The following is a 21,855-nucleotide window of genomic DNA, read 5'->3' as shown; positions in this document are numbered from 1 at the left end:
GGGACATGCAGCCGGCGGCCCGAAGGGAAAGGAGGAGTATGGACGAACGAATTCTTTTTCATGTCGACGTCAACTCCGCGTTTCTTTCCTGGACCGCGGTCAGGCGGCTGCGTGACAACCCGGGATCCGTCGATCTCCGACAGATCCCGGCCGCCGTCTGCGGCGATGTCGAGACGCGCCACGGCGTCATTCTCGCCAAATCCATCCCGGCGAAGGCCTTTGGCGTGCAGACCGGCGAGGCGGTCATGACCGCGCTCAGGAAATGCCCCCGCCTGCTTCTGGTGCCTTCTGAATTTCCCACCTACCGGGACGCGTCCCGCCGCCTGATGGCGATGCTGAGAGAAGTTTCGCCGTATCTGGAGCAGCTCTCCATCGATGAAGCGTTCCTCGACGTGACGCATCGGACGGGACGGAACGGCGCGCCCGCGCTGGCGGAGGAGCTGAAGAACCGGATCCGTGAAACGCTGGGTTTCACAGTCAACGTGGGGATCTCCACCAACCGCCTGCTGGCAAAAACAGCCAGCGACTTCACCAAGCCGGACCGGGTCCATGTGCTATGGCCGGAGGAGGTGCCCGCCCGTCTCTGGCCGCTGCCCATCGGCGACCTCTTCGGCTGCGGCCGGGCCACCGCGGAGAAGCTGCGCTCCATCGGCATCGCGACGATCGGAGACGCCGCCCATACGCCGTCCGGCGTCCTGACCGCGCTGCTCGGTCCCAGGGGCGGTGCGCACCTCCTCGAGAGCGCCTGGGGACGGAGTTCCGACCGGCTCGTCTGCGACCCGGAGGACGCCAAGGGCTACTCGCGTGAGGAAACCACGCCGGTCGATATCGATGCGGACAATTTCGAAGCCGCGGCCGTACCGCTGATCCGCACGCTCTCGGAAAGCGTCGCCGGACGCCTCAGGCGGGACGGCGTCTACGCATCAACCATCGGCTTCTCTGTCAAGACCGACGCCTTCCAGCGCCGCTCTCGTCAGACCACGCTCAAAGACTCCACGAACAGCGGAGCGGCGATCTCCGGGACGGTGCTCCGCCTCGCCCGGGACTTTCTGACAGGTCCCGACGGGCTCTTCGCCAAAGGCGTCCGGGTGCGTCTGATCGGCGTCTCCGCGACCCGTCTGGATCACGGCGAATACCGCCAGCTGAATCTCTTCGACTACGGGCGTTCGCTGGAAGCGGAACGGAAGCAGCAGGCCTTCCGGAAAAAAGAAGCCGCCCTCGACGCCATGCTGGAGAACGTCCGGAAAAAGTACGGATCGGATATTGTGCGCAGGGGCGCGGGGCAGGACAGGGAGTCACAGACGAACGCCGGCAATCCCGGCACTAATTCATGATCCATCAGCCGGTTGACGATGAAATCCGATGACGGAACCGCCATTTGCTGTCAATGCGATCCGGCTCTGACACTAGTTCCTTATAAATCGCAAAATAACATAGTAAAGAAAAACAGCCAGCAAAAAGGTCAGGCCTATAAGAACGACCCCCGCCGCTCCGCTATCCTCAAAAAATGAAGGAAACATATAAAATAGCACCAGAAGACTATAAAATACCACCAGACAATACACATTAATGAATAGGAGGACGCCTCCTAAAGTGTGAAGTCCGATCAGGATCAGAACCGGGCCACTGCAGCATAAGCCGATCATGCACAGTGAAACTATTCCTACGTCTTGTATGGAGACGGATGCATCCGAAATAAAGGGACTAGCAAAAGTGGCTATACACATCAGCAGCAGAACGACCGCCGTCTTCGGCCGGGAGTACACTGGCTTGTCATCCGCCTTTTTCTTTTCCGGCGGCTTCGTCTTTCCTTTCTCCGTATGCTGTGCTGACTTCCCCGTCGTTCCCCCCTGCGCGCTCTGCGTCGTCTTCCCGGTCGTTTTTTTCTTCCCCGGCCGTCCGATGGTCGGGGCAGTCCTGTCCGTTTGTTCTCCGTAAACTCCGCCGGCCGGCCGGGAGCCGGGTTTCCCGATCGTCGCGCCGGTTATATCGCTCCATCCGTTGCCGATGGTTTCTCCGCTGCGCGGACGGCTGACCGTTCCGTTTGTTCCCGCTGATTTCTCTGTCTGTCCGGAATGCGCCGCCCCCAGCACCTGACTTGTCGCCCAGCCCGCAGGGGGCCACTGTGACCGCCCGGTTTGTTCTCCGTAAACTCCGCCGGCCGCCTGACTTCCGACTGTCTGGCTGCCGGCAGACCTGCTTTCGGCGGCAGGATGACCGGTTCCCAGAGCCGTATTCCCGGCGGTTCCGGACTGTTCCATCCGTTCCAGATCGCTCCGCATGCTCTCCGCGTCTGCATACCGCTCGGAAGGTCTCCGTCTGCATGCCTTTTTGATGATCCGGAAAAAGCCTTCGCTTCCGTTCGCCGGCGGCGGGAATTCCTCCCCGGCCAGCCTTCTGGCCAGCGCTTTCTCTTCATCGCCCGGATGCAGCTTTCCCTGCGCCGGCAGAAAAGGAAGACGGCCGTTGTTCAGCAGCCAGTAAAGCACGAGCCCAAGGGAATACAGATCCACCGTTTTTCCACACTGCTCATGCCGCATCACTTCCGGAGCCATGTACGGCTTGGTTCCGGCCTGGGTGACGGCGGTGGTGTGTTCCAGTGTCCTGGCCACGCCGAAATCGCCGAGACGGAAATGCCCGGCGCTGTCCACCATGATATTCGCCGGTTTGACATCCCGGTGGATGAGGTTGATTTTTTCGCAGGCCGTCAGCGCACTGCACAGATCAAGGCCCAGCCTGAGCACACCCCTTTCACTGAATGGATGCCTGTTCTTATATATCAGCAGAGGCGTCAGAAGATCCATACTGATAAATACATCCCAGCCCATCCCGTCCGCATGCGGCACCGTTTTTACGTCATGGCATCCGACAATGTTGGGATTCGTGCCAAGCTGCGCCATCCGTTCATACTCCCGGACCACGTCCTGCATCCGTCTCGTATAGGTTTCATGGAGACTCTCGCGGTCATAGCCGTAATAGTTGATTTTTCCAGAGATTTCATCTGCGTCCTGAGGGATTGTGATCACCTTCAGGGCGCGCACCTCCTTCATATCCACGAGCTGCCGTTCCATTTTATAGACGGTTCCGAAACCTCCGCGCCCCAGCTGTTCCGTAATTTTCCACTCCGGCCAGGGAAGGGCGATGTTTTCATATGCACTCATTTTCTCTCCTCTCAGCTGATGCAGTCTCCGCGGACCTGCCCAGACATCCATCAGCCGGTTGACGATGAAATCCGATGACGGAACCGCCATTTGCTGTCAATGCGATCCGGCTCTGACACTAGTTCCTTATAAATCGCAAAATAACATAGTAAAGAAAAACAGCCAGCAAAAAGGTCAGGCCTATAAGAACGACCCCCGCCGCTCCGCTATCCTCAAAAAATGAAGGAAACATATAAAATAGCACCAGAAGACTATAAAATACCACCAGACAATACACATTAATGAATAGGAGGACGCCTCCTAAAGTGTGAAGTCCGATCAGGATCAGAACCGGGCCACTGCAGCATAAGCCGATCATGCACAGTGAAACTATTCCTACGTCTTGTATGGAGACGGATGCATCCGAAATAAAGGGACTAGCAAAAGTGGCTATACACATCAGCAGCAGAACGACCGCCGTCTTCGGCCGGGAGTACACTGGCTTGTCATCCGCCTTTTTCTTTTCCGGCGGCTTCGTCTTTCCTTTCTCCGTATGCTGTGCTGACTTCCCCGTCGTTCCCCCCTGCGCGCTCTGCGTCGTCTTCCCGGTCGTTTTTTTCTTCCCCGGCCGTCCGATGGTCGGGGCAGTCCTGTCCGTTTGTTCTCCGTAAACTCCGCCGGCCGGCCGGGAGCCGGGTTTCCCGATCGTCGCGCCGGTTATATCGCTCCATCCGTTGCCGATGGTTTCTCCGCTGCGCGGACGGCTGACCGTTCCGTTTGTTCCCGCTGATTTCTCTGTCTGTCCGGAATGCGCCGCCCCCAGCACCTGACTTGTCGCCCAGCCCGCAGGGGGCCACTGTGACCGCCCGGTTTGTTCTCCGTAAACTCCGCCGGCCGCCTGACTTCCGACTGTCTGGCTGCCGGCAGACCTGCTTTCGGCGGCAGGATGACCGGTTCCCAGAGCCGTATTCCCGGCGGTTCCGGACTGTTCCATCCGTTCCAGATCGCTCCGCATGCTCTCCGCGTCTGCATACCGCTCGGAAGGTCTCCGTCTGCATGCCTTTTTGATGATCCGGAAAAAGCCTTCGCTTCCGTTCGCCGGCGGCGGGAATTCCTCCCCGGCCAGCCTTCTGGCCAGCGCTTTCTCTTCATCGCCCGGATGCAGCTTTCCCTGCGCCGGCAGAAAAGGAAGACGGCCGTTGTTCAGCAGCCAGTAAAGCACGAGCCCAAGGGAATACAGATCCACCGTTTTTCCACACTGCTCATGCCGCATCACTTCCGGAGCCATGTACGGCTTGGTTCCGGCCTGGGTGACGGCGGTGGTGTGTTCCAGTGTCCTGGCCACGCCGAAATCGCCGAGACGGAAATGCCCGGCGCTGTCCACCATGATATTCGCCGGTTTGACATCCCGGTGGATGAGGTTGATTTTTTCGCAGGCCGTCAGCGCACTGCACAGATCAAGGCCCAGCCTGAGCACATCCCTTTCACTGAATGGATGCCTGTTCATATATATCAGCAGAGGCGTCAGAAGATCCATACTGATAAATACATCCCAGCCCATCCCGTCCGCATGCGGCACCGCTTTTACGTCATGGCATCCGACAATGTTGGGATTCGTGCCAAGCTGCGCCATCCGTTCATACTCCCGGACCACGTCCTGCATCCGTCCCGTATAGGTTTCATGGAGACTCTCGCGGTCATAGCCGTAATAGTTGATTTGTCCAGAGATTTCATCTGCGTCCTGAGGGATTGTGATCACCTTCAGGGCGCGCACCTCCTTCATATCCACGAGCTGCCGTTCCATTTTATAGACGGTTCCGAAACCTCCGCGCCCCAGCTGTTCCGTAATTTTCCACTCCGGCCAGGGAAGAGTGATGTTTTCATATGTGCTCATGCTCAGTTTTCCCCCTCAGGTTCCCGACAATCAGACAGCCCCGCACAGCATTCGGTTATCCAAAGACAAGGACCGTAGCGGTTATGTTATCTCTCCCGCCGCCATCGAGTGCGGAATGAATCAGTTTCTCTACCATGCCCTTCGGCTTCATCTGGCTGTCCAGTATCTCCCGGATGTCAGATTCGGGAACCATATCCGTCACTCCGTCGCTGCAGATCAGGTACACATCCTTTTTCCTGATCTTTTTCCAGCTGATATATGGCTCCAGCACATACACCTCCGGATCAATGCCCACATACTGTGTCAAAACCGGTTTCCGGCCGGAAATGCCCGCCGCCTTCATTTCCTTCTCATCGGTGTGATCGACAGAAACCTGTTCCATCAGATGATCACGCAGGCGGAAGATCCGGCTGTCCCCGATGTTGCACACCCATAAGGAATTTTTCTTCAGATACAGCACCGCCAGGGTCGTGCCCATCATGGGCGATCCGAGATCCGCCCCGATGCGATGCACCTTCTGATTGGCTTCTTCGCAGAAAGAAAGCAGCTGCCGGTTTTCTTCCTCCTCGTCCGTCTCTGTCCCTTCAAAGGATTCTTCCACAGCCTGTTCCAGAAATTCCTTCATGGCACGGGCTGCGGTCCGGGAAGCGACTTCCCCGTAATCGCCGCCGCCCATGCCGTCAAAGATACCGAAACCATGCGGGTTCCCTTCAGCAAGGTTCAGACGGCTGATTTTCGTGGTGATGACGACGCCTTCAATGCTGCCGTCCTCCGGCAGGCATGTTCCGTCAAAGCAGAAATTATCCTCATTGTTCGCCCGTTTCTTTCCCCGGTTGCTGCCGCAGGCGCACGAAACGCCTGGCGGTATGCATTCCACGATGTAACGGAACATGTTTCCGAGATCAGCCATCCTTTTTGCCTTTCTCCGTCATTTCGGCCGCATGCCTGGTCGCACAGACTTTCAGCATTTTCTCAAAAGGTGCGAACGACGGATCGCGGTATCCTTCAAACAGCACCTTCTCTATGTCGGTCATCTGAAAACCGATCTGCGATTCGATACTGATGTTTCCCGCCGGATAGGGAACGCCGATATAATCGGCAAACTCATTCTCCAGATGACCGAACTGCTGTACATAGCCGAAAATCATCAGCGGCATTTTCGCGCCCTTGAGCATAACAACCGATCCGATAGGCAGTATTGTATTCATTCTGATCCTCCCTCATCTCTCAATCTTTACGAAACCGGCAGCAGCGTATTGTTTCACGGGTCCTGCTGCCGGAGCGCCGCGGTCAGTGGCCCTCATTTGAATATGGAATGGTACACCTGACCGGCGATATACCTGGCGTCATCGACCACGTCCCCGATGACCTGCGACGTGCTGTGCGTGGCGTAATAGTTCTGATTATAGTGATCGTTGTTCCCTGTGAACCACGACTGAACCATATCGACATCGGCTCCGACCGCTTCCTTCCAGTTGGAAACCCCCAGCTCCTGATAGGTTTCCTTCGCGTTCTGCCGCAGCTGTCCGAAAACGCCCTGATTAACGGCAGCATTGTCATATTTATCATTCATGATAAAATCAAATGCCTGGCCTTCCGATGCGTTAAGAACATTTCCGCCGGTGGCATTCCATGTCGCTCCCACTGCTGCTTCACAGATCTTTTCCGGATCTCCTCCGCTTTCAGCAACATCCCTGACGCCCTTCGCCGTGCCGGAAATAGCCCCTTTCACCAGATCCGTCGCCTGCTGATTCAGATCAACCGCACCTCCGGTGGCTTCCTTGAGTGCTTTCGCCATTCCCAGATCCTCCGCGCTGGCGATGTTGTTCGCCCTGGCCCAGTCTGACTGAAGCACTTTGTCTACCTGGTTGGCCAGTTCCTGATTGCCGGCATCCTTCAGGGTCTGCAGCACAGCCTTGTAGTCGCCGGCCGTGGCGCTGCCTACTACGCCCTGCAGGGTCGATTTGACAAGTTCCTGCGTTTCCGGATCCAGCTGATCCAGTCCGGTACCCGCCATGATCTCCGGATCATCAAGCAGCTGCTTCACAAGAGCTGCAGAAGTCGTATTCATGTCACTGCCTTCGATGACCGACGTGAGCAGCGTGCCCATCATGCTTTCTCCGGACGCAGTCTCTCCCCCGCCCTCGGTAACCGAGCTGATAAGAGATCCAAGTACGGATCCGACGTCCGAATAGGACAGACTCGCCACCTTCGCGGCGCTCGAACCGTTCGCCAGCATGTTGACCACACTGGAGAATGCCTTCTGCGCTCCGCTGATCTTGCCGGAGAAATTGCCCGCCAGACTTTCGCTCCAGTTCTCATTCATTGAATTGAGCACACTGGCAACCTGCGTGAAAATGTCTTCATACTGCTGCTGCAGCCCGGCCAGCTGTGCACTTTGCTCCATCAGTGTTGCTTCCGAAAATTTTATATCCGCCATTCCGCTTTCCTCCTGTCGGGTTCAGTCCACAACATTCTTAAAGTCCGAGATAAGCGGAACTGCGCCGCCGTCGACGCTCCCGGTCTGGCTGATCCCCGGCACAACATTTTTTATTCTTCCGATCAGGTCGTCCAGCTCGTTCTGCTTCTGCAGATAAGACTGTTCCGACTGATAAGCCAGCTCCGCCGCTTTGCTGATAGCCTGGTAAAATGCAGCGGCATTTTGCTGCAGTGTGGACGCCATCTGCCGGTTCTGCAGAATGTAATTGTTAATCCGTGTCCGCTCCGCGCACTGCCAGTCGTTGTGTGTGGTGACGGACTGAAGCGTCTGCAGGGCTTCACTGATCAGATCGTTCGCGGAACTGGCTGTACCCGCGAGAGCATTCAGTTCATCCGTATCGATATCAAAAACTGCCATCGTGTCATTCCTCCCGTCTGTGCTCAGAACGCATTGCGGATCATTTTCGCGCATTCCGCATCCAGTGACATAAATTCCGATCTCACTCCACCGGCATACTGTTTGAACGCTTCCAGAACGCTGGTCATTTCCCCCGCCTGCGACTCATATTTTCCCATCATGGACGCAAAGGCCTGTGCGGCCTGCCCCTCCCATCCGCCCTTTATTCCTTCCGTCATGGATTTCAGACTGCTGTTGAGGCCTTCAAATGTTTCGATGTTTCCGTTCATCCTGGTGATGGTCTGCTCTAATCCGTCAAAATCAATCCGTATTCTTGACATCTTTTCCCTGCTCCTCTCCCGGCGGATCTGCGCCGCGCCTGCCTCCGCACCTGTCACATTCCGCTGCCGCTGCTGATATTCCGCGCCAGCTGTGCATCCATCTCCTCGTACTTCTGTACGGTCTGTGAAATGAGCTGCTTGGTCGCTGTCAGATTGGCCAGCAGCGAACTGATCTGTTTTTCCAGCCTCTGGCACTGGCTGTCGATGGCACTGGCGGTCTGTCCCTGCATCAGGGATGCGCCGGAGCGCAGTTTCGTAACCGCTTCCTGGGACTGCTTCAACACGGTCATCGCCGAGTCAATCCGGGAAATATCGGAATTGGCTGCGTCCCGGTTGATCATGACCGTTCCGTTCGCATCTGTCAGAATCGCTCCCATGGTTACTGTTCTCCTTTCAGTTTCCGGATGATTTCATCCTGGATTCTCTGTTCTTTCAGTGAAGATGCTTCGTACGACGTATGACTGTATCCTTTCCGGACATGGGCGCTCAGGACCGTGACGCGGCTGCCTCTGAGCAGCTGCCGCAGATCATGGTCGCTCATCTGCTTCATCCGGAGCTCGCCCGGCTGCAGGTCCGCCATGATGATGCGGTCTTTCTCCGGATGAAAAATATACTGCCGTCCGTCCGCTTCCAGTCTGGTTTCCGTTTCCGAAAAAAAGACCGGCTGCAGGAAAGCCGCGACTTCACGGCTTACCTCGGCATCGCCGCTGAAATCGGTTTCTATGTACCCCTTCGCCTCCAGGCTTTCCAGAGTCTCCTGCTCATGCAGCGCATACCGTTTCCCGATGTCCGGCATGGCCGCGATGTACGCATACTCGATATATCGGGCATGCATCATTTTGCCGAGAAAATAAAGCTCCATCGGCGTCAGTCTGATTTCATTCATCTTCATCCCCCTCCGGATTCTGAATGTGTTACTCAGGGCGTCCGCTGTTCTCCTGTGTCTGTCGTCAAAGCGGACACTCCCGGCCGTGCCTGTTTATCCGGTTTTTCTTCCGTTCATAACAAGAAAATCACCGCTCCAGATCCCGGCTTCCGCCGGTGTCTCCTGATCCGCCATGGTCCGTTTCAGCCGCATGCAGTAAAGTTCCAGCGGCGGACCGATTTTTACCCGTTTCGGATCATACGCCCTTACCACCTCGAGAATATCCTTTTTCAGCGAGGCAAAGGGAACATCAACCGGAAGTTCCATATCATAATCAAAATTCGAGTCTGTATCCGCCACGGTCACGATGACAAAATCCCTCATCTCACGCCTCCCGGAGAAGCAGCACGCTTCCGTCTCTGATCAGAGCCATTTCCCCCTCGAAAAGCTGCGCCCCGGCGCCTGCGTCATCCTCCTGAACGTGCAGGAAATGATAATCATACAGATTTCCGGAAAGAATCAGCGCCTGCTGCGCCTTGATGGCCGCATCCGTTGCCAGATCCGGCGCGTCTGTCCCGAGGTCTTTCCGTACGCCTGTGACGATGATGACGACGCCGAGACCGCCGCTTTTCAGCAGGATTCTCCGCAGCGTTTTCTGGTCCTCCAGAGACAGCGCTGACGCGAGAGCAGGCAGATCCTCAATCAGAATGCATTCATTGAGGAAACCTTCCAGCCACCTCGGCTCGCTGAAGTCCTTCTCCCGGCTGTGCTGCTTTTTATTCTTCATCCGGTCGTTGAGGACGTTCACGATCGAAGCCAGCTTGCCGGAAGCATTCTCCGGCGTAAGATCCACCATTTCGTTGTCGGAGCGCAGAGCGAGCCTTGCACGGATCTGTCCCAGAGCGTCCCGGCAGGCTTCGCCCGACTCCGCGGAGATCAGCAGCAGATAGTGCCGTGAAAGGTCCAGAATGGCCGGTTCCAGATCATCCGCTCTGATTCCGAGCGTCAGCTGTGTGCGGCTCACGCTTGCCTCTGCGGTCCGCGGAGCGCCGGCGGATGCCGTGTCTTTTTCAGACGACGGACTCTTCTGATCCGCCCCTTCGTCATGCTGCGGCGCACGGGTTGCCCCGTTTTCCTCCATGCCGGGCTGCTGATGAAGAGCGGCCCAGGCCTCTCCCATCTTTTCGCAGGTCCTGAGAACCTCTTCGTGCCGTTCCTTCTCCTCTTCTCCCCGTGCGTACATCGCCGTATGGAAAGCGACCGGCGGGTTTCCTCTGAACAGTGCCCGGCCCGGGCAGTTGGGAAGACTGATGCCCGCGACAGGTCCCACAAGCGTCGAATAGTCCGCCTTGTCCGCCATCTGAAGCGTAATGCATCCCTTGATCAGCTGCTGGAACCTGAAACGGATTCCCATGGACGAAGTGGCGGTAAACATGAGGTGGATGCCATAGGGAGCTCCGCTGCCAGCCACCTGCGTCAGCAGCGTCTCCAGTTCCGCATATTGTTCGAACAGAGGGCCGATCTGATCGATGAAAATGAACAGCGCCGGCAGCGCAGCCGATACCGTCTCGTGATACGCTTTCAGCGAGTTCACCGCGTGAGCCAGAAATGCTTTTCTGCGCGCCTCCATTTCGTGCTTCAGCCGCTGCATGAAGGCCGCCATCTTCTTTTCTTCCTGATTCAGTGTGACCTGCAGCACGTGCGGCATACCTGCAAACTCACTCAGGCTCCAGTTTCCGGCGTCGATGATTTCCATCTTCACCTCATCCGGCGAATGATGCATGGCCAGCGACATGATCACGGTCTTCAGGAACGTGGTTTTCCCTGAACCGGGGGAGCCGTATACGGCAAAATGTCCGGTCCGGGTAAAATCGATGAACTGCGTGCCCTGCATCTGCTGTGCGGGAATATCAAACCGCCCGACCGGAATGCGCAGAACCTCTTCGTGCTCCGGCCAGCGGATGCCGTCGAAAACGTTTTTTCCCAGCACCCCGGCAAGGGGGATCAGAGCCGGCAGCTCCGGCAGCCACGGTCCGGCCATCTTCCTGATCCCCATCTTACTGCATACCTGATTGATATACCGGATCACGGCCGTCAGTTCATCCACAGTGCCGGAGGCTTTTTTCGCTTTCCTGACCGGCGCGATGCGCTCGCCGGTCACACCGACGATCTTTACCTGATTCTCCCCCCGGATTCCGTGCTGCGTCTGCCCGGTGTATTCAGCCGCGCTGTAAAAGGACTGGAACAGTTCAAAAAGTTCATCTTCGCCGACGCGGATATAAGCCCGTCCTGCCTGTGTGATCCGGGCGGCATCCGTGCGTTTGAGCATCTCCCGGCTGTCGGCCACGTCCTGCACCTTCATGCAGATCCGGAAACGGGAATTGGCACTGATCTGGTCGTTCACCACGCCGGCCGGCTTCTGCGTCGCCAGCAGCATATGGATGCCCAGAGAACGGCCGATGGTCGCCACGGAGTTGAGCTCCTTCATGAAATCCGGTTCTTCCTTTTTCAGCTCGGCGAACTCGTCCGTCACAAGGATCAGATGCGGCAGCCTCACTTTTGCCAGTCCGCTCTTGTACGCACGCTGGTACTTGTCAATATTGTTGACCCCGGCTTCGGCAAACAGCTTCTGGCGCCGCTTCAGCTCGCTTTTCAGCGCCACCAGCGAACGGCCGATATTCCGGTCGATATTCGTGATCTTGCCTACCACGTGCGGAAGCGGTTCCATCAGGTCTGACATGCCGCCGCCCTTATAGTCGATCACGACAAAATTCACATCATACGGGTGATAGTTGACTGCCATGGAAAGAATCCAGGACTGCAGCAGTTCGCTCTTCCCGGATCCTGTCGTCCCGGCCAGAAGCCCGTGGGGCCCGTGCGAATTTTCGCCGCTCCGGACATCCAGGAAAAAAATCTTTCCCCCTTTCATCACGCCGAGGGGCGCGGCCAGCGTGCGGTACGGTTCACTGCGTTCCCATCTCTCCCGTACATTCAGCTCCTCCACTGTCCGCACTCCGTAACCCTGAAGGAAGGTCACTGCCGCGGGCACTTCCGCCTCGGACAGACTGCCTTTCAGCTCCACCGCCGCCATGCGGCGGGAAAACTGTTCCATCTGCGGCCGGTGAACCGGCGGATCCTGCTCGAAATAGAGCCGCCTGTCAAATTCTTCTCTTGCAAAAACGCACGGGCGGCTGCGCAGATCGACCAGATACTGGCATTTCTGCGGCAGATCATACTCATCCTCCGCCAGAAAGACCGTCGTGATTCCCAGCGCCGGATTGTTCCCGGTCAGGGCGTCGAAGATGAGTTCATTGCGCAGGATGGCCGGATCATCCACAACCACGACATAGTGCGGAAGCGGCGGCTTCACCTGACGGCTGCTGTCCGTCTCTTCTGTCTTCGGCTGCCTCTTGCGGATGATATCCTCCAGCAGTTCGCAGACCGTGTGAATCCGTCTGCGGTCAAAGGCGATAAAGCGCACCTGTCCGCTTTCATCCCATATGTGCGGAAGCCAGCGGATCTGCTGCCAGTGTTTTTTCGCTTCCTCACGGAACAGACACACCAGCTTGACATCATTTGCGCTGTGGGCAGTAGTCAGTTCCACCAGCATGCCGCGAAGCTCATAGTATTCGTCTTCTTTCCGGCCCAGAAGCCCGATGGTCTGGCACTGGCGGAGCGGCAGGCGGACCGGGATATGATCCACATAGCGTGTCTCCTCAATGATGGCAGCGGTCAGTCCCTCCAGGTCATCATCCTGAGGCATCTCGTAGCCGTCCGGATCGGAGCGGGCGCGCACGTTCACACACAGTCTGTCGCGCCCCAGTCCGAGGCGCAGGGTCAGAAAGTCATTGTCCTCAGGCATCCGCTCCCACAGATTGCGCCTGAGATTCATGACCGTATCGATGCAGGCCTCCGGCCCGGGATTTTCCTGCAGTGTGATCTGCCTCTGGATATCCGCTATTTTCCCGATTCTCGCCTTCTGCCCCTCGATGTAGGTCTGGTACGTTTCCTCGCGCACCTTCATGTACTCTTCCATCTGCGCCTTCTGCTCTTTCGTCATCTTTTTGGACGCAATGATGCTTCCGACCGGCGAAAGCATATACAGAAGAGAAAACGGATTGAAGGCGCCGCTTGCCAGCGAGGTCGCCATCATGGCGCCGCTGCCGAGCAGATACATCCAGTTCATGCTCTGCCGCCCCATGGCTGTCGCGGACGCCGGCGGACTGGAAAGGACGATGGTTTCCGAAGGCATCGTTTCCCGGATGCGCGGGGACAGGCGGTACTGAAGGACCTTCGGGAATCCCTCTTTCACCGTTCCCGCTGTCTCCTTCTGTTCCACGGAAACCGGATCCAGCAGATTGACCGGCGTCAGCAGCGAGGGCGCAATATGAAGCGCCGGCCCCATATTTTCGAAGTAAAGTGTTCCGTTCTCGAGAATAAAGCGGAAGGTATAGATGGACAGCACGTCCCCGTTTTTCATGACCGACTTGGAAATTCTCTTCCCGTTGAGGTAAAGATGGTTGGTGCTGTTGGTATCCTCGACATGAATCTTTCCCTGTTCGCACAGGATCTGGAAATGATGGCCGGAAACGATCGGATAGGTAAGGACGATATCGCAGCTCTGGCTGCGCCCGCATGTTATGCGTCCGTTAAAGGGAAGGCTCACTTTTCTGGAGGAACGCCCGGCCACGCGTGAAACATAAAGCTCGGAAGAAGCCGGACCGCCTCCGCCGTTTCCCGGATCCTCCGGAAGCGACTGCAGATAGGCGATTTCATTGAGCATGACGGAAGCCTGTACAAACGTCATCGGCTTCTTCCCTGCGACCGTCACCTGGTCGTCTCCCGCCCTTGCCGTGATCTGGAGCAGATGATCCGCCGAGCCCGCAATCTGCACATCGTCTGACTTATGCGTTCCGAAAGAAACTTCCCCCGGGCAGTCCAGCAATGTATAGTACTCCCTGTTGTGATACCGAAGGGAAACCGCATATGTCATGACGTCCTCTTTTCTGTGTAAATCCTATTCCCTGAAGCACCGCCAGAGCCGTTAATTTTATTCATACTTTATTTACAGTAAGTAAACTTATATGTGGAAAATTATATCATATATTGCAAATAAATCGAATATATTATGTAATACTACAACCATTGGCCCTGGGACAGTCCCGATTCCGCTCCCGGATCAGTGCTTTCTTCTTTGCCTCCATTCAGTCCGGCCTTTAATTTCTCTATCTTTTTATGAAGCTCCTCGGCCCTGTTCCCTGCCTGATCCATATTTTCATCGAATACTGCTCTTTCCAGAGCCCCGGCAAACTCAAAAATGTCGGATTCGCAGTCGTAGATCGCTTTGCTCACATCGGACCGGCAGCCGGAGACCATGTCAAATTCATGGGAAACCGTTTTCTCGCAGGAATCAAAGTCCGTAATATGGCTCATATCACTTAACACGCCATCAAAGAAGGCGCCCATCATATCATCCAGCAGACCGTCACAGATATCCCTTTCCATATCCCCACAGCCGCCGTTGTGAACATATTCAACGATATAATCCAAATTGTTATAGATATCGTCTCTGTTTTTGCCTGAATGAAGCAGCGCATCCGCATAGTTATAGCTGTCTTCATACATTAAGATGATGGTTTTCTGCGTCTCAGCCAGCACATAGTCATAAAATTCTTCGACCTTGCCGGCATTCGCGGCATACTCAGCATATGAAGTGATTGCATCCGTCAGCTTCCTGCTGCGGGCCGTCAGATCGGAAACCAGTGCCTTCTCCTGTGAAGAGGCCGCCTTTCCCAGTGTATGATAGTCATCCGTCACAGCGGACGGCTCCAGTGCTTCCACCGGCGCAGAAATGTCAGACGTGCCGTTCAGCCTGTCTTCAAGTTCCTGCGTGTCCGCTGCAAATCCGTTTATTCTTTCTGAAGCCTTATCAGGATCATCATTGGAAAGATCCCGCTCTACATGATGAGTGAAGTCAAATATGTCTGAGCTGCAGTCTGATATCGCGTCGTATACATCACTGCGGGCATGTGACCACATATTAAATTCAGAGGAATGAACATCGGACCAGGAAGCCACATCCGGAGCCGCATCGGAATCCTCCAGGACCCCGTCATAAAAAGCATCCGATATGTCTTCAAATAACTGATCATAGACCGCATCCGAAAGATCTTCGCACCCGTCTTCATAAACGTAGTCGTTTATATCATCCAGGTCTTCATAGATCTCATCGCTGCTTTCGCCGGACGCCATCAACGCCCGCGCATATGCAAGGCTGTCTTTACGCATCATCAGTAAGACATGGCTGGTTTCTGTTACAACCGTGTCATAAAATGCCTTCACCTTATCAACGTTGGCCGTATATGCGTCATATGAAGTGATTTCTCCTGCCAGCTGGCTGAACTGATCCGCCAATGACCTGACAAGAGCCTCTGTCTGCGAATCCACAGCATCTTCAAGCGTATCACCGTCAGACGTTATTGTCGTCTCATCCAGAACATCCGCATCTTCCGTTCCTGCTGCTTCCGCTGTTATACCGGGCTCCGCCCATACCGGTGCGCTGATGCCTGCTTCTGAATAAAGAGAAATCATTCCTGCAAGGAAAATGCAGATGGACCTTTTTTTCATAATGCTTTGCCTCCCCTCAAGGTAAACATAACGAATGATCCACAGTCATTCCGGACTTACCTGTGATCATTATAGTAAACATGGCTCATAAAATATATAGTCCATCAGTAAAAATACACATACTTCTTCTGCCTGCCACGGCACCGTGCTGTAAGACAGCAAAAAACCGGAAACAGCTTATGAAAGCCGTCTCCGGTGTTCTTCATTCGTTTCGTCCGCCGCCACCCGTGAAACGGAGGGTTCAGTCCGGACTGTATCCTTTTACAGTCTGTTCAGATAAGTCTGAAATTCTATGCGGCCGATTTCGTCAATCTCAATGCTGTCCGACAGCGGGCATTGCATGTACCAGCTTTCCCTGCATTCACGTACTGATCCTTCTCAGCGACGTCGATAATATTTCCGGCCTTATCATAAAAAGTGGCCGTTCCTGCGGCTACGATATCTGCAGGCGACTCATTCGTCACCGTAGCTTCATAAGCATGATCCATGACAGACAGTCCGGCATCAGAAACAGTAACCGCCGCCTCATCGATATCCGAAGAAGCGCTCTCTCCGATATTAACAAAACACAAAATCTGTTCTGCATCCGGATAACGTTCCGGAGTGACATTCCCCGCCGCATCCATCGAAAGCAGCTTAATTCCGCTCGTCTCTCCCGGCTTCAGACCGTCATAATATTCTCCGTTGACGCTCCCCAGAACATTGCCTGATCCATCCAGAATGACGCCCGACACCCAGACGGAAATCGGGAAGCCTTCACCGTTCGCAACTTCCAGAAAAGCTCCGTGCTCATTAAAATATTTCCCGATCGAGACGGAAGACCAGTTCCCGGATGAGGTTCCTGTTCTGTTTGCTGTCAGCGAATGTCTGACATTTCCGATCGTCGTGCCCTCAATGGGAACTGCGATGGCGGCCATGTTCCCGGGAGCCAGCATCTCATGGACATAAAACCCGCCATTGACAAAATAACCGGAATGCATCTGACTGCTGCCGTTATACATGACCTTTTCATCAATGCTGATGGGATTTCCATCTGAATCCGAAAAAACAATGCTGTCATCGACCGATACATATTCAGTGGACGTGTTCTTATAAAAGCAGCAGAACTCCTCTGAATCGCCGTTATATCCGCTGTAAATATTCTGCGCAGTCAGAATCTGACCATCCGCCACTTCCACGGACAGTAAGTCATCCCAGAGAAGCGAAAGGTCATCCGGATTCTGCAGCACAACGATTTTTGAATCGTTCGTTTCCGCCATCACCTTCACCGGACCTCCTGCAGCGAACGCTGCTATTGCGATGATGACAGCCATGACTGACATTCTTCTTTTTGATCTTCCGGCCGCTGTATCTGGCTGACAGCAGGTTCTGCATCGATCCATAAGCCTTTCTCCGCAATCGCTTTCTCATATCAGAATACGATTTACTGAAAAATCGCGCAACACGTTTGTCGGCAAAAATATTTATATTACTTTCATATATTTCATCATATCTGAACCCTTTTTTCAGCTTTTCCGGCGGAAATCGCCCAGAAATAGATGCTCGCGGTTGTCGAATGCGGGGAATAGTGTTCTTTTTTAACATAATGCAGCTGCAGGCGCAAGGATGGCGCAATTGACACCGGCTTTTATAAACTGGCGATACAGCGGATATCCGAGGCGTCCGGCTTCGTAACTGCATTCAATCGTGATCCACTTTCCGGTAGCGCATCCACATCGCAATCGTGAGGATCAGGCAGAGGCCGTCAGAGACAACAACCACCATCCAGAGACCCTTTGTGCCGAACAGGTACGGAAGCAGGTAGATCGCTGTCAGCTGAAATCCGATGGATCGCGCAACAGACAGGAATGCCGACACAGCACCGTTATTCAGTGCCGTAAAGAATCCTGATCCCAAAATATTGAAGCCCATGAACAGGAAGGCGATCGAATAGATCCTGAAGCTATACACGGTCAGCTCCATCAGTCCCGGGTCATAGCCCACGAAGATCCTCACCAGGAAGACGGCAGACAGTTCGGACGCTGCAGTGAGTGCCGCAGATACAATGAGCATCATCCGTATCGTCTTCTTAAAAATACTGTGCAGCTCATCGCTGTGGCCTGCGCCGAAATGATAGCTTCAGGTTTCATGGCCCTTCAACTGGTACCGGCGGGGCGTCTTCGGAATCTGTGTCGGAGCGTTCGTTCTGGGTCTGATCATCTTCCCCGGCTTCTATGACATCAGCGCGCTCTGGTCTTCTCCATGGGTGATGCTGATCTTCCCGATGGCCTTCGTGATCCTCCTCATGATCACCCTGCTGAGCCGTCTGACGAAAAAGCTGATGCAGAAACGGTTCCGCCCCAGAAAAGAGCACCTTGCCGGATAACCGAAACTTCATGCGGGACATGCAGCCGGCAGCCCGACAGGAAAGGAGGAACATGGACGAACGGATTCTGTTTCATGTCGACGTCAACTCCGCGTTCCTCTCCTGGACCGCGGTCAGGCGGCTGCGTGACGACCCGGGATCCGTCGATCTCCGACAGATCCCGGCCGCCGTCTGCGGCGATGTCGAGACGCGCCACGGCGTCATTCTCGCCAAATCCATCCCCGCGAAGACCTTCGGCGTGCATACGGGCGAGGCGGTCATGACCGCGCTGAAGAAATGCCCCCGCCTTCTTCTGGTACCGTCTGAATTTTCCACCTACCGGGACGTCTCCCGCCGCCTGATGGCAATGCTGAGAGAGGTCTCGCCGTATCTGGAGCAGCTCTCCATCGACGAGGCGTTCCTCGACGTGACGCACAGGACCGGGCGGGACGGCGCGCCCGTGACTTTCTGACAGGTCCCGACGGGCTCTTCGCCAAAGGCGTCCGGGTCCGTCTGATCGGCGTCTCCGCAACCCGTCTGGATCACGGCGAGTACCGCCAGCTGAATCTCTTCGACTACGGGCGTTCGCTGGAAGCGGAGCGGAAGCAGCAGGCCTTCCGGAAGGAAGAAGGAGGCTGCCCTCGACGCTATGCTGGAGAACGTCCGGAAAAAGTACGGGGCGGATATTGTGCGCAGAGGCGCGGGGCGGGAGGAAGAATAATCGTCATCATTTGTCCGTAATGCATCCAGCTCAAATGCGAACTCAGTGCATTCGCGTTTGCAAACGCCGGACAAGGTCATTCACACCGCTTCCTTGTTATATGCATAGCTTTCTTTATACACTGTTTCCGGCGCTATATCAATTTCTCCATTATCCCATGTGATCACACCGTGGAAAATCACCGGATTACTGAATATTTTTTCATCTTTAAGCGGTTCAAATGCTGTTCCCTGTAAAAGCGTGGTATCAAATAAACGCTGTTCCCCCGTTGAAAACGTAACCAGCATCATACCGCCTCTGAGTGGTTTTGCGTCTGTGACCTTAATCCCTTCTTTCAATTCGCCTGCATAACATATTCCATCCTTTATATACATATCATTCACCTCATTTCATCGGCGGAATTTTATTGAAATGTTCGCCTTTGACGGCAAGATTCCATGCCGCATATGCTTCTTCCTCATGAAATGCCAGCCATCCGGTCACGATCTTCAACTGCTTGCGCGGAATAGAGCCCGCTAACAGTTCCCCGTCAATCGCGATTGCGGCTTCATATTCACCGTAATACACATGAACGTGCGGCTTATTGTGCTGCTCTGTATCACAAAACAGCATGTAAATCACCATCCCGCCAAAACGGCTTAATTCCGGCATATGTTATTATCCCTTTCAAGAAAACTGAGCATGGATTCCCGACCATCCCTATCATGAGATTAACACAAACAATCTCCTTACTCAATGTCAGTTCAGACGCCAATTTCTGAATGATTTCGGCTCCATGCTCTACCTGGCCTTTTCCAGAAGGAATCGCCTCGTCTATTCTTCTCCCAATATGCTAATCGCGGAGGGTTAGACACAATCATTGATGTATTTACCGATATGATCTGCCGATACGAGGCCCTTCGGAGATGAACTGAGCATCCAGAAACCCGTATAAAATCTTTTGCTTTTGCTCAAAATATTGGTCACCTCGCGAACTGGCAAGCAATGTTCCCTTGGCCAACTCTGGCCTCATGTGATTTTCCTACGAACCTGCGGCGATCGATTTGCGACCGGATTCGACCCTCTGCGTCCCGCTTCGGGCCTTACAAAGACCGCCGGAGCGATTCGTTCGGATAAATTAAAAAATCGACCGCCCTGCGGCGATCGATTTGCGACCGGATTCGAACCGTCGAAAGGTCCACCGGACCTTTCGACCCTCTGCGTCCTGCCTCGGGTCTTCCAAAGACCGCCGGGGCGTTTCATTCGGATAAATTAAAAAATCGAACGCCCTGCGGCGATCGATTTGCGACTGGATTCGAACCGTCGAAAGGTCCACCGGACCTTTCGACCCTCTGCGTCCCGAATCATATCCCGGGAGATTCACGTGGTATCCCGTAGTATGACACGGTATCCGATTTTCCCTTTAAAATAAGGCTTTTTCGGGGCTGAATACCGGAAATCAGGCAAAACCAAAGGTTCGCAAAAAGGCGCATTTGTAGGAACGATGTAGGAACGGACACTTATTAACCACAGCACAATCCACTCTCGTATTTAGCTGTTTGACCGAAGCGCCTGAAGAAGTTCGTCTGTAATATCCGTATTTTCCGTCAGGTTGTGATCCTTCTCATACTGAAGGATCATGCTGTTTGTCTTCTTTCCTGCTACTCCATCCGGCGTACCACAATCATAACCGGCTGCATTCAGCAACGTCTGCACTTCCTGAATAGTCGCTGCATCACGATATACCTGCCGATTAACAACATTTCCATCCTTGTCAATGGATAGACTAATCGGGCCTGTAGAGAAAAGCTGGCTCATATAATCATCGTCCTGGTTGACTGCAGAAATGTTCAGTGTGATATCAGTGATATTTTCAATTCCTGCATTTTTCAATTCAGATTTCATAAAGTAGCAATCCCCGGTGGCAGTCTTTCCCGACGAAACATTCAAAGAAAGTGCTGCCATGAACATACTCTGTCCATTTACATTAACGTTATCACTGTATATATCAACGTTATGCTGTGTCAGATTCTGGACTCTTATCTTCAGGACATCTGCCATCCCCATATCAGCATCTTTAGTGAATCCCAGGCATGTAATCTTAAAGCCATCCTGATTATATAGTTCCAGTTCACTTGCTCCAGCCATACTAATTCCTGTTCCTACTGCCGTGCCTGAAGACTGTGTACTAGTTTGACTGGTCGTCTGTGCAGATGTCATAGCTTCGTTTGTTGTCTGCACCTCAGATGCCACTGCGGCATCAGATGAAGTGTCGCTGCCCGTCGAATCAGACGATTGTGATTCATCCAATGGAAGCAGCTTCTCGATCTCATCCGTCATTTCCGCCTGCTCGGAAGAGCTGAGTTTACCTGAAATCCGTACCACACATGTTCCGACTACCTTATGAGAACCAGTTAGGCTAGGCGAATTATAAGCTAGCAAATATTCATCTCTCTGATTTGCGTCCTCCTGTGAGGGAAAAATCTCAACTGCTCCGCCTCCATCCGTTCCGGCTATAAGCGGGTCATCTGATACTGAAGTAACTCGTTTATCATGAAAATACACGCACCCGATATAACCACCTTCTTTATTGAGAAGATGATTCAAATCTGTCGTTTCTGTCACGGCTTTTGCCGACGTAATGTTATCAATCGAAGACAGCAGTTTCACTACAACATCATCTGAAGGACGATCCCATGTAGAGCGATTTGAACTTTCCGCCACAGATTCTGCCAATGACGCCGTTGACGAAGAAGTAACGTCAGAATCAGCAATACCAATCTGCTTGTCAATCGCTTTTATTCGTTCTTCTATCGTTTCTCCAGCAGAAGTACTGATTCCCAGTTCCTTTTCCAACGCTTCTATTCGTTTTATCGTCGTTTCACTGGAATGATCGATTCCCAAAACCCCCTCTGCCTTACTGATGTCACTTCTGATATCTCCCATCACAGGAGCTGCAAATGAAAGCGACGCTGCCAGCAGCACTGCCATGACTGCTTTTTTCTTCATCACATTTTCCTCCCTCCGCAATAATTTCAGCAATATGCTTAATAATGCAAATCAGATCTATCCAAAATATTGCATAATGTGCTGTTTTTATAACTCGCA

At 54.0% G+C, this 21,855-nt stretch carries 19 protein-coding genes; 2 read left to right on the top strand and 17 right to left on the bottom strand.

Annotated elements, in window-relative coordinates; all coding sequences use genetic code 11:
- The first annotated feature begins 38 nt into the window (after positions 1 to 38).
- Positions 39 to 1,334, top strand: a complete 1,296-nt coding sequence (locus tag G4C92_RS08230; RefSeq protein WP_274939385.1) for a DNA polymerase Y family protein — start codon at positions 39 to 41, stop codon at positions 1,332 to 1,334.
- 72 nt (positions 1,335 to 1,406) lie between these two features.
- On the opposite strand, the gene G4C92_RS08225 is transcribed toward G4C92_RS08230, so the two are convergent.
- From G4C92_RS08225 to G4C92_RS08160, 14 genes are all read right to left on the bottom strand, one after another.
- Positions 1,407 to 3,161: a serine/threonine protein kinase gene (locus G4C92_RS08225; RefSeq protein WP_274939384.1), complete on the bottom strand. Its 1,755-nt coding sequence runs from the start codon at positions 3,159 to 3,161 to the stop codon at positions 1,407 to 1,409.
- A 118-nt stretch (positions 3,162 to 3,279) separates the two neighbouring features.
- Complete coding sequence (locus G4C92_RS08220; RefSeq protein WP_274939383.1) at positions 3,280 to 5,034, bottom strand: serine/threonine protein kinase; 1,755 nt, start codon at positions 5,032 to 5,034, stop codon at positions 3,280 to 3,282.
- Between the two features lie 55 nt (positions 5,035 to 5,089).
- Positions 5,090 to 5,944 (bottom strand): PP2C family protein-serine/threonine phosphatase, encoded by an 855-nt coding sequence (locus G4C92_RS08215; RefSeq protein WP_274939382.1) that lies wholly within the window; start codon positions 5,942 to 5,944, stop codon positions 5,090 to 5,092.
- Positions 5,937 to 6,242, bottom strand: coding sequence for a DUF4176 domain-containing protein (locus tag G4C92_RS08210; RefSeq protein WP_274939381.1), 306 nt, complete (start codon positions 6,240 to 6,242; stop codon positions 5,937 to 5,939). Before G4C92_RS08210 ends, G4C92_RS08215 begins: the two co-directional genes overlap by 8 nt.
- Before the next feature lie 92 nt (positions 6,243 to 6,334).
- Positions 6,335 to 7,474 (bottom strand): hypothetical protein, encoded by a 1,140-nt coding sequence (locus tag G4C92_RS08205; protein ID WP_274939380.1) that lies wholly within the window; start codon positions 7,472 to 7,474, stop codon positions 6,335 to 6,337.
- A gap of 21 nt (positions 7,475 to 7,495) precedes the next feature.
- Positions 7,496 to 7,891 carry a hypothetical protein gene (locus G4C92_RS08200; protein WP_274939379.1) on the bottom strand — a complete coding sequence of 132 codons (396 nt, stop codon included), beginning with the start codon at positions 7,889 to 7,891 and terminating at the stop codon, positions 7,496 to 7,498.
- Between the two features lie 23 nt (positions 7,892 to 7,914).
- Positions 7,915 to 8,211 (bottom strand): WXG100 family type VII secretion target, encoded by a 297-nt coding sequence (locus G4C92_RS08195; RefSeq protein WP_274939378.1) that lies wholly within the window; start codon positions 8,209 to 8,211, stop codon positions 7,915 to 7,917.
- A gap of 53 nt (positions 8,212 to 8,264) precedes the next feature.
- Positions 8,265 to 8,588: a hypothetical protein gene (locus G4C92_RS08190; protein WP_274939377.1), complete on the bottom strand. Its 324-nt coding sequence runs from the start codon at positions 8,586 to 8,588 to the stop codon at positions 8,265 to 8,267.
- Positions 8,589 to 8,590: 2 nt separating this feature from the next.
- A complete protein-coding gene (locus G4C92_RS08185) occupies positions 8,591 to 9,097 on the bottom strand; it encodes a hypothetical protein (protein ID WP_274939376.1) in 507 nt (168 codons plus the stop codon).
- A 93-nt stretch (positions 9,098 to 9,190) separates the two neighbouring features.
- Complete coding sequence (locus tag G4C92_RS08180) at positions 9,191 to 9,460, bottom strand: EsaB/YukD family protein (protein WP_274939375.1); 270 nt, start codon at positions 9,458 to 9,460, stop codon at positions 9,191 to 9,193.
- A 1-nt stretch (position 9,461) separates the two neighbouring features.
- The gene (gene essC, locus G4C92_RS08175; protein ID WP_274939374.1) at positions 9,462 to 14,069 is read right to left on the bottom strand and encodes a type VII secretion protein EssC; all 4,608 of its coding nucleotides are present in this window, start codon (positions 14,067 to 14,069) and stop codon (positions 9,462 to 9,464) included.
- A 143-nt stretch (positions 14,070 to 14,212) separates the two neighbouring features.
- Positions 14,213 to 15,703 carry a hypothetical protein gene (locus G4C92_RS08170; protein WP_274939373.1) on the bottom strand — a complete coding sequence of 497 codons (1,491 nt, stop codon included), beginning with the start codon at positions 15,701 to 15,703 and terminating at the stop codon, positions 14,213 to 14,215.
- A 290-nt stretch (positions 15,704 to 15,993) separates the two neighbouring features.
- Complete coding sequence (locus G4C92_RS08165) at positions 15,994 to 17,016, bottom strand: hypothetical protein (RefSeq protein WP_274939372.1); 1,023 nt, start codon at positions 17,014 to 17,016, stop codon at positions 15,994 to 15,996.
- Positions 17,017 to 17,383: 367 nt separating this feature from the next.
- Positions 17,384 to 17,758 (bottom strand): MATE family efflux transporter, encoded by a 375-nt coding sequence (locus tag G4C92_RS08160; protein ID WP_274939371.1) that lies wholly within the window; start codon positions 17,756 to 17,758, stop codon positions 17,384 to 17,386.
- Between the two features lie 362 nt (positions 17,759 to 18,120).
- Between G4C92_RS08160 and G4C92_RS08155 the strand changes: the two genes are divergently transcribed.
- The gene (locus tag G4C92_RS08155; protein ID WP_274939370.1) at positions 18,121 to 18,519 is read left to right on the top strand and encodes a DNA polymerase Y family protein; all 399 of its coding nucleotides are present in this window, start codon (positions 18,121 to 18,123) and stop codon (positions 18,517 to 18,519) included.
- 329 nt (positions 18,520 to 18,848) lie between these two features.
- On the opposite strand, the gene G4C92_RS08150 is transcribed toward G4C92_RS08155, so the two are convergent.
- The 3 genes from G4C92_RS08150 to G4C92_RS08140 form a co-directional block, all read right to left on the bottom strand.
- Entirely contained in the window at positions 18,849 to 19,142 is a 294-nt protein-coding gene (locus G4C92_RS08150; RefSeq protein ID WP_274939369.1) for a DUF2442 domain-containing protein, read from the bottom strand.
- 10 nt (positions 19,143 to 19,152) lie between these two features.
- Entirely contained in the window at positions 19,153 to 19,419 is a 267-nt protein-coding gene (locus tag G4C92_RS08145) for a DUF4160 domain-containing protein (RefSeq protein ID WP_274939368.1), read from the bottom strand.
- Positions 19,420 to 20,298: 879 nt separating this feature from the next.
- Positions 20,299 to 21,756 carry a peptidoglycan-binding domain-containing protein gene (locus G4C92_RS08140; protein WP_274939367.1) on the bottom strand — a complete coding sequence of 486 codons (1,458 nt, stop codon included), beginning with the start codon at positions 21,754 to 21,756 and terminating at the stop codon, positions 20,299 to 20,301.
- Between the last annotated feature and the right edge of the window lie 99 nt (positions 21,757 to 21,855).

Origin of the sequence: Chordicoccus furentiruminis, from assembly GCF_019355395.1 — a bacterium.
GTDB lineage: Bacteria > Bacillota > Clostridia > Lachnospirales > Lachnospiraceae > Chordicoccus > Chordicoccus furentiruminis.
This window is presented reverse-complemented; position numbering and strand designations above follow the sequence as displayed.

Excerpts from the sequence above, each read along its gene's own strand:
- G4C92_RS08210 (WP_274939381.1), bottom strand. The coding sequence starts at position 6,242 with ATGAATACAATACTGCCTATCGGATCGGTTGTTATGCTCAAGGGCGCG.
- G4C92_RS08145 (WP_274939368.1), bottom strand. The coding sequence starts at position 19,419 with ATGCCGGAATTAAGCCGTTTTGGCGGGATGGTGATTTACATGCTGTTT.
- G4C92_RS08195 (WP_274939378.1), bottom strand. The coding sequence starts at position 8,211 with ATGTCAAGAATACGGATTGATTTTGACGGATTAGAGCAGACCATCACC.
- G4C92_RS08230 (WP_274939385.1), top strand. The coding sequence starts at position 39 with ATGGACGAACGAATTCTTTTTCATGTCGACGTCAACTCCGCGTTTCTT.
- G4C92_RS08155 (WP_274939370.1), top strand. The coding sequence starts at position 18,121 with ATGGACGAACGGATTCTGTTTCATGTCGACGTCAACTCCGCGTTCCTC.
- G4C92_RS08160 (WP_274939371.1), bottom strand. The coding sequence starts at position 17,758 with ATGATGCTCATTGTATCTGCGGCACTCACTGCAGCGTCCGAACTGTCT.
- G4C92_RS08190 (WP_274939377.1), bottom strand. The coding sequence starts at position 8,588 with ATGGGAGCGATTCTGACAGATGCGAACGGAACGGTCATGATCAACCGG.
- essC (WP_274939374.1), bottom strand. The coding sequence starts at position 14,069 with ATGACATATGCGGTTTCCCTTCGGTATCACAACAGGGAGTACTATACA.
- G4C92_RS08225 (WP_274939384.1), bottom strand. The coding sequence starts at position 3,161 with ATGAGTGCATATGAAAACATCGCCCTTCCCTGGCCGGAGTGGAAAATT.
- G4C92_RS08150 (WP_274939369.1), bottom strand. The coding sequence starts at position 19,142 with ATGTATATAAAGGATGGAATATGTTATGCAGGCGAATTGAAAGAAGGG.
- G4C92_RS08200 (WP_274939379.1), bottom strand. The coding sequence starts at position 7,891 with ATGGCAGTTTTTGATATCGATACGGATGAACTGAATGCTCTCGCGGGT.
- G4C92_RS08220 (WP_274939383.1), bottom strand. The coding sequence starts at position 5,034 with ATGAGCACATATGAAAACATCACTCTTCCCTGGCCGGAGTGGAAAATT.
- G4C92_RS08205 (WP_274939380.1), bottom strand. The coding sequence starts at position 7,474 with ATGGCGGATATAAAATTTTCGGAAGCAACACTGATGGAGCAAAGTGCA.
- G4C92_RS08170 (WP_274939373.1), bottom strand. The coding sequence starts at position 15,703 with ATGAAAAAAAGGTCCATCTGCATTTTCCTTGCAGGAATGATTTCTCTT.
- G4C92_RS08185 (WP_274939376.1), bottom strand. The coding sequence starts at position 9,097 with ATGAATGAAATCAGACTGACGCCGATGGAGCTTTATTTTCTCGGCAAA.
- G4C92_RS08165 (WP_274939372.1), bottom strand. The coding sequence starts at position 17,016 with ATGGCTGTCATCATCGCAATAGCAGCGTTCGCTGCAGGAGGTCCGGTG.
- G4C92_RS08180 (WP_274939375.1), bottom strand. The coding sequence starts at position 9,460 with ATGAGGGATTTTGTCATCGTGACCGTGGCGGATACAGACTCGAATTTT.
- G4C92_RS08140 (WP_274939367.1), bottom strand. The coding sequence starts at position 21,756 with ATGAAGAAAAAAGCAGTCATGGCAGTGCTGCTGGCAGCGTCGCTTTCA.
- G4C92_RS08215 (WP_274939382.1), bottom strand. The coding sequence starts at position 5,944 with ATGGCTGATCTCGGAAACATGTTCCGTTACATCGTGGAATGCATACCG.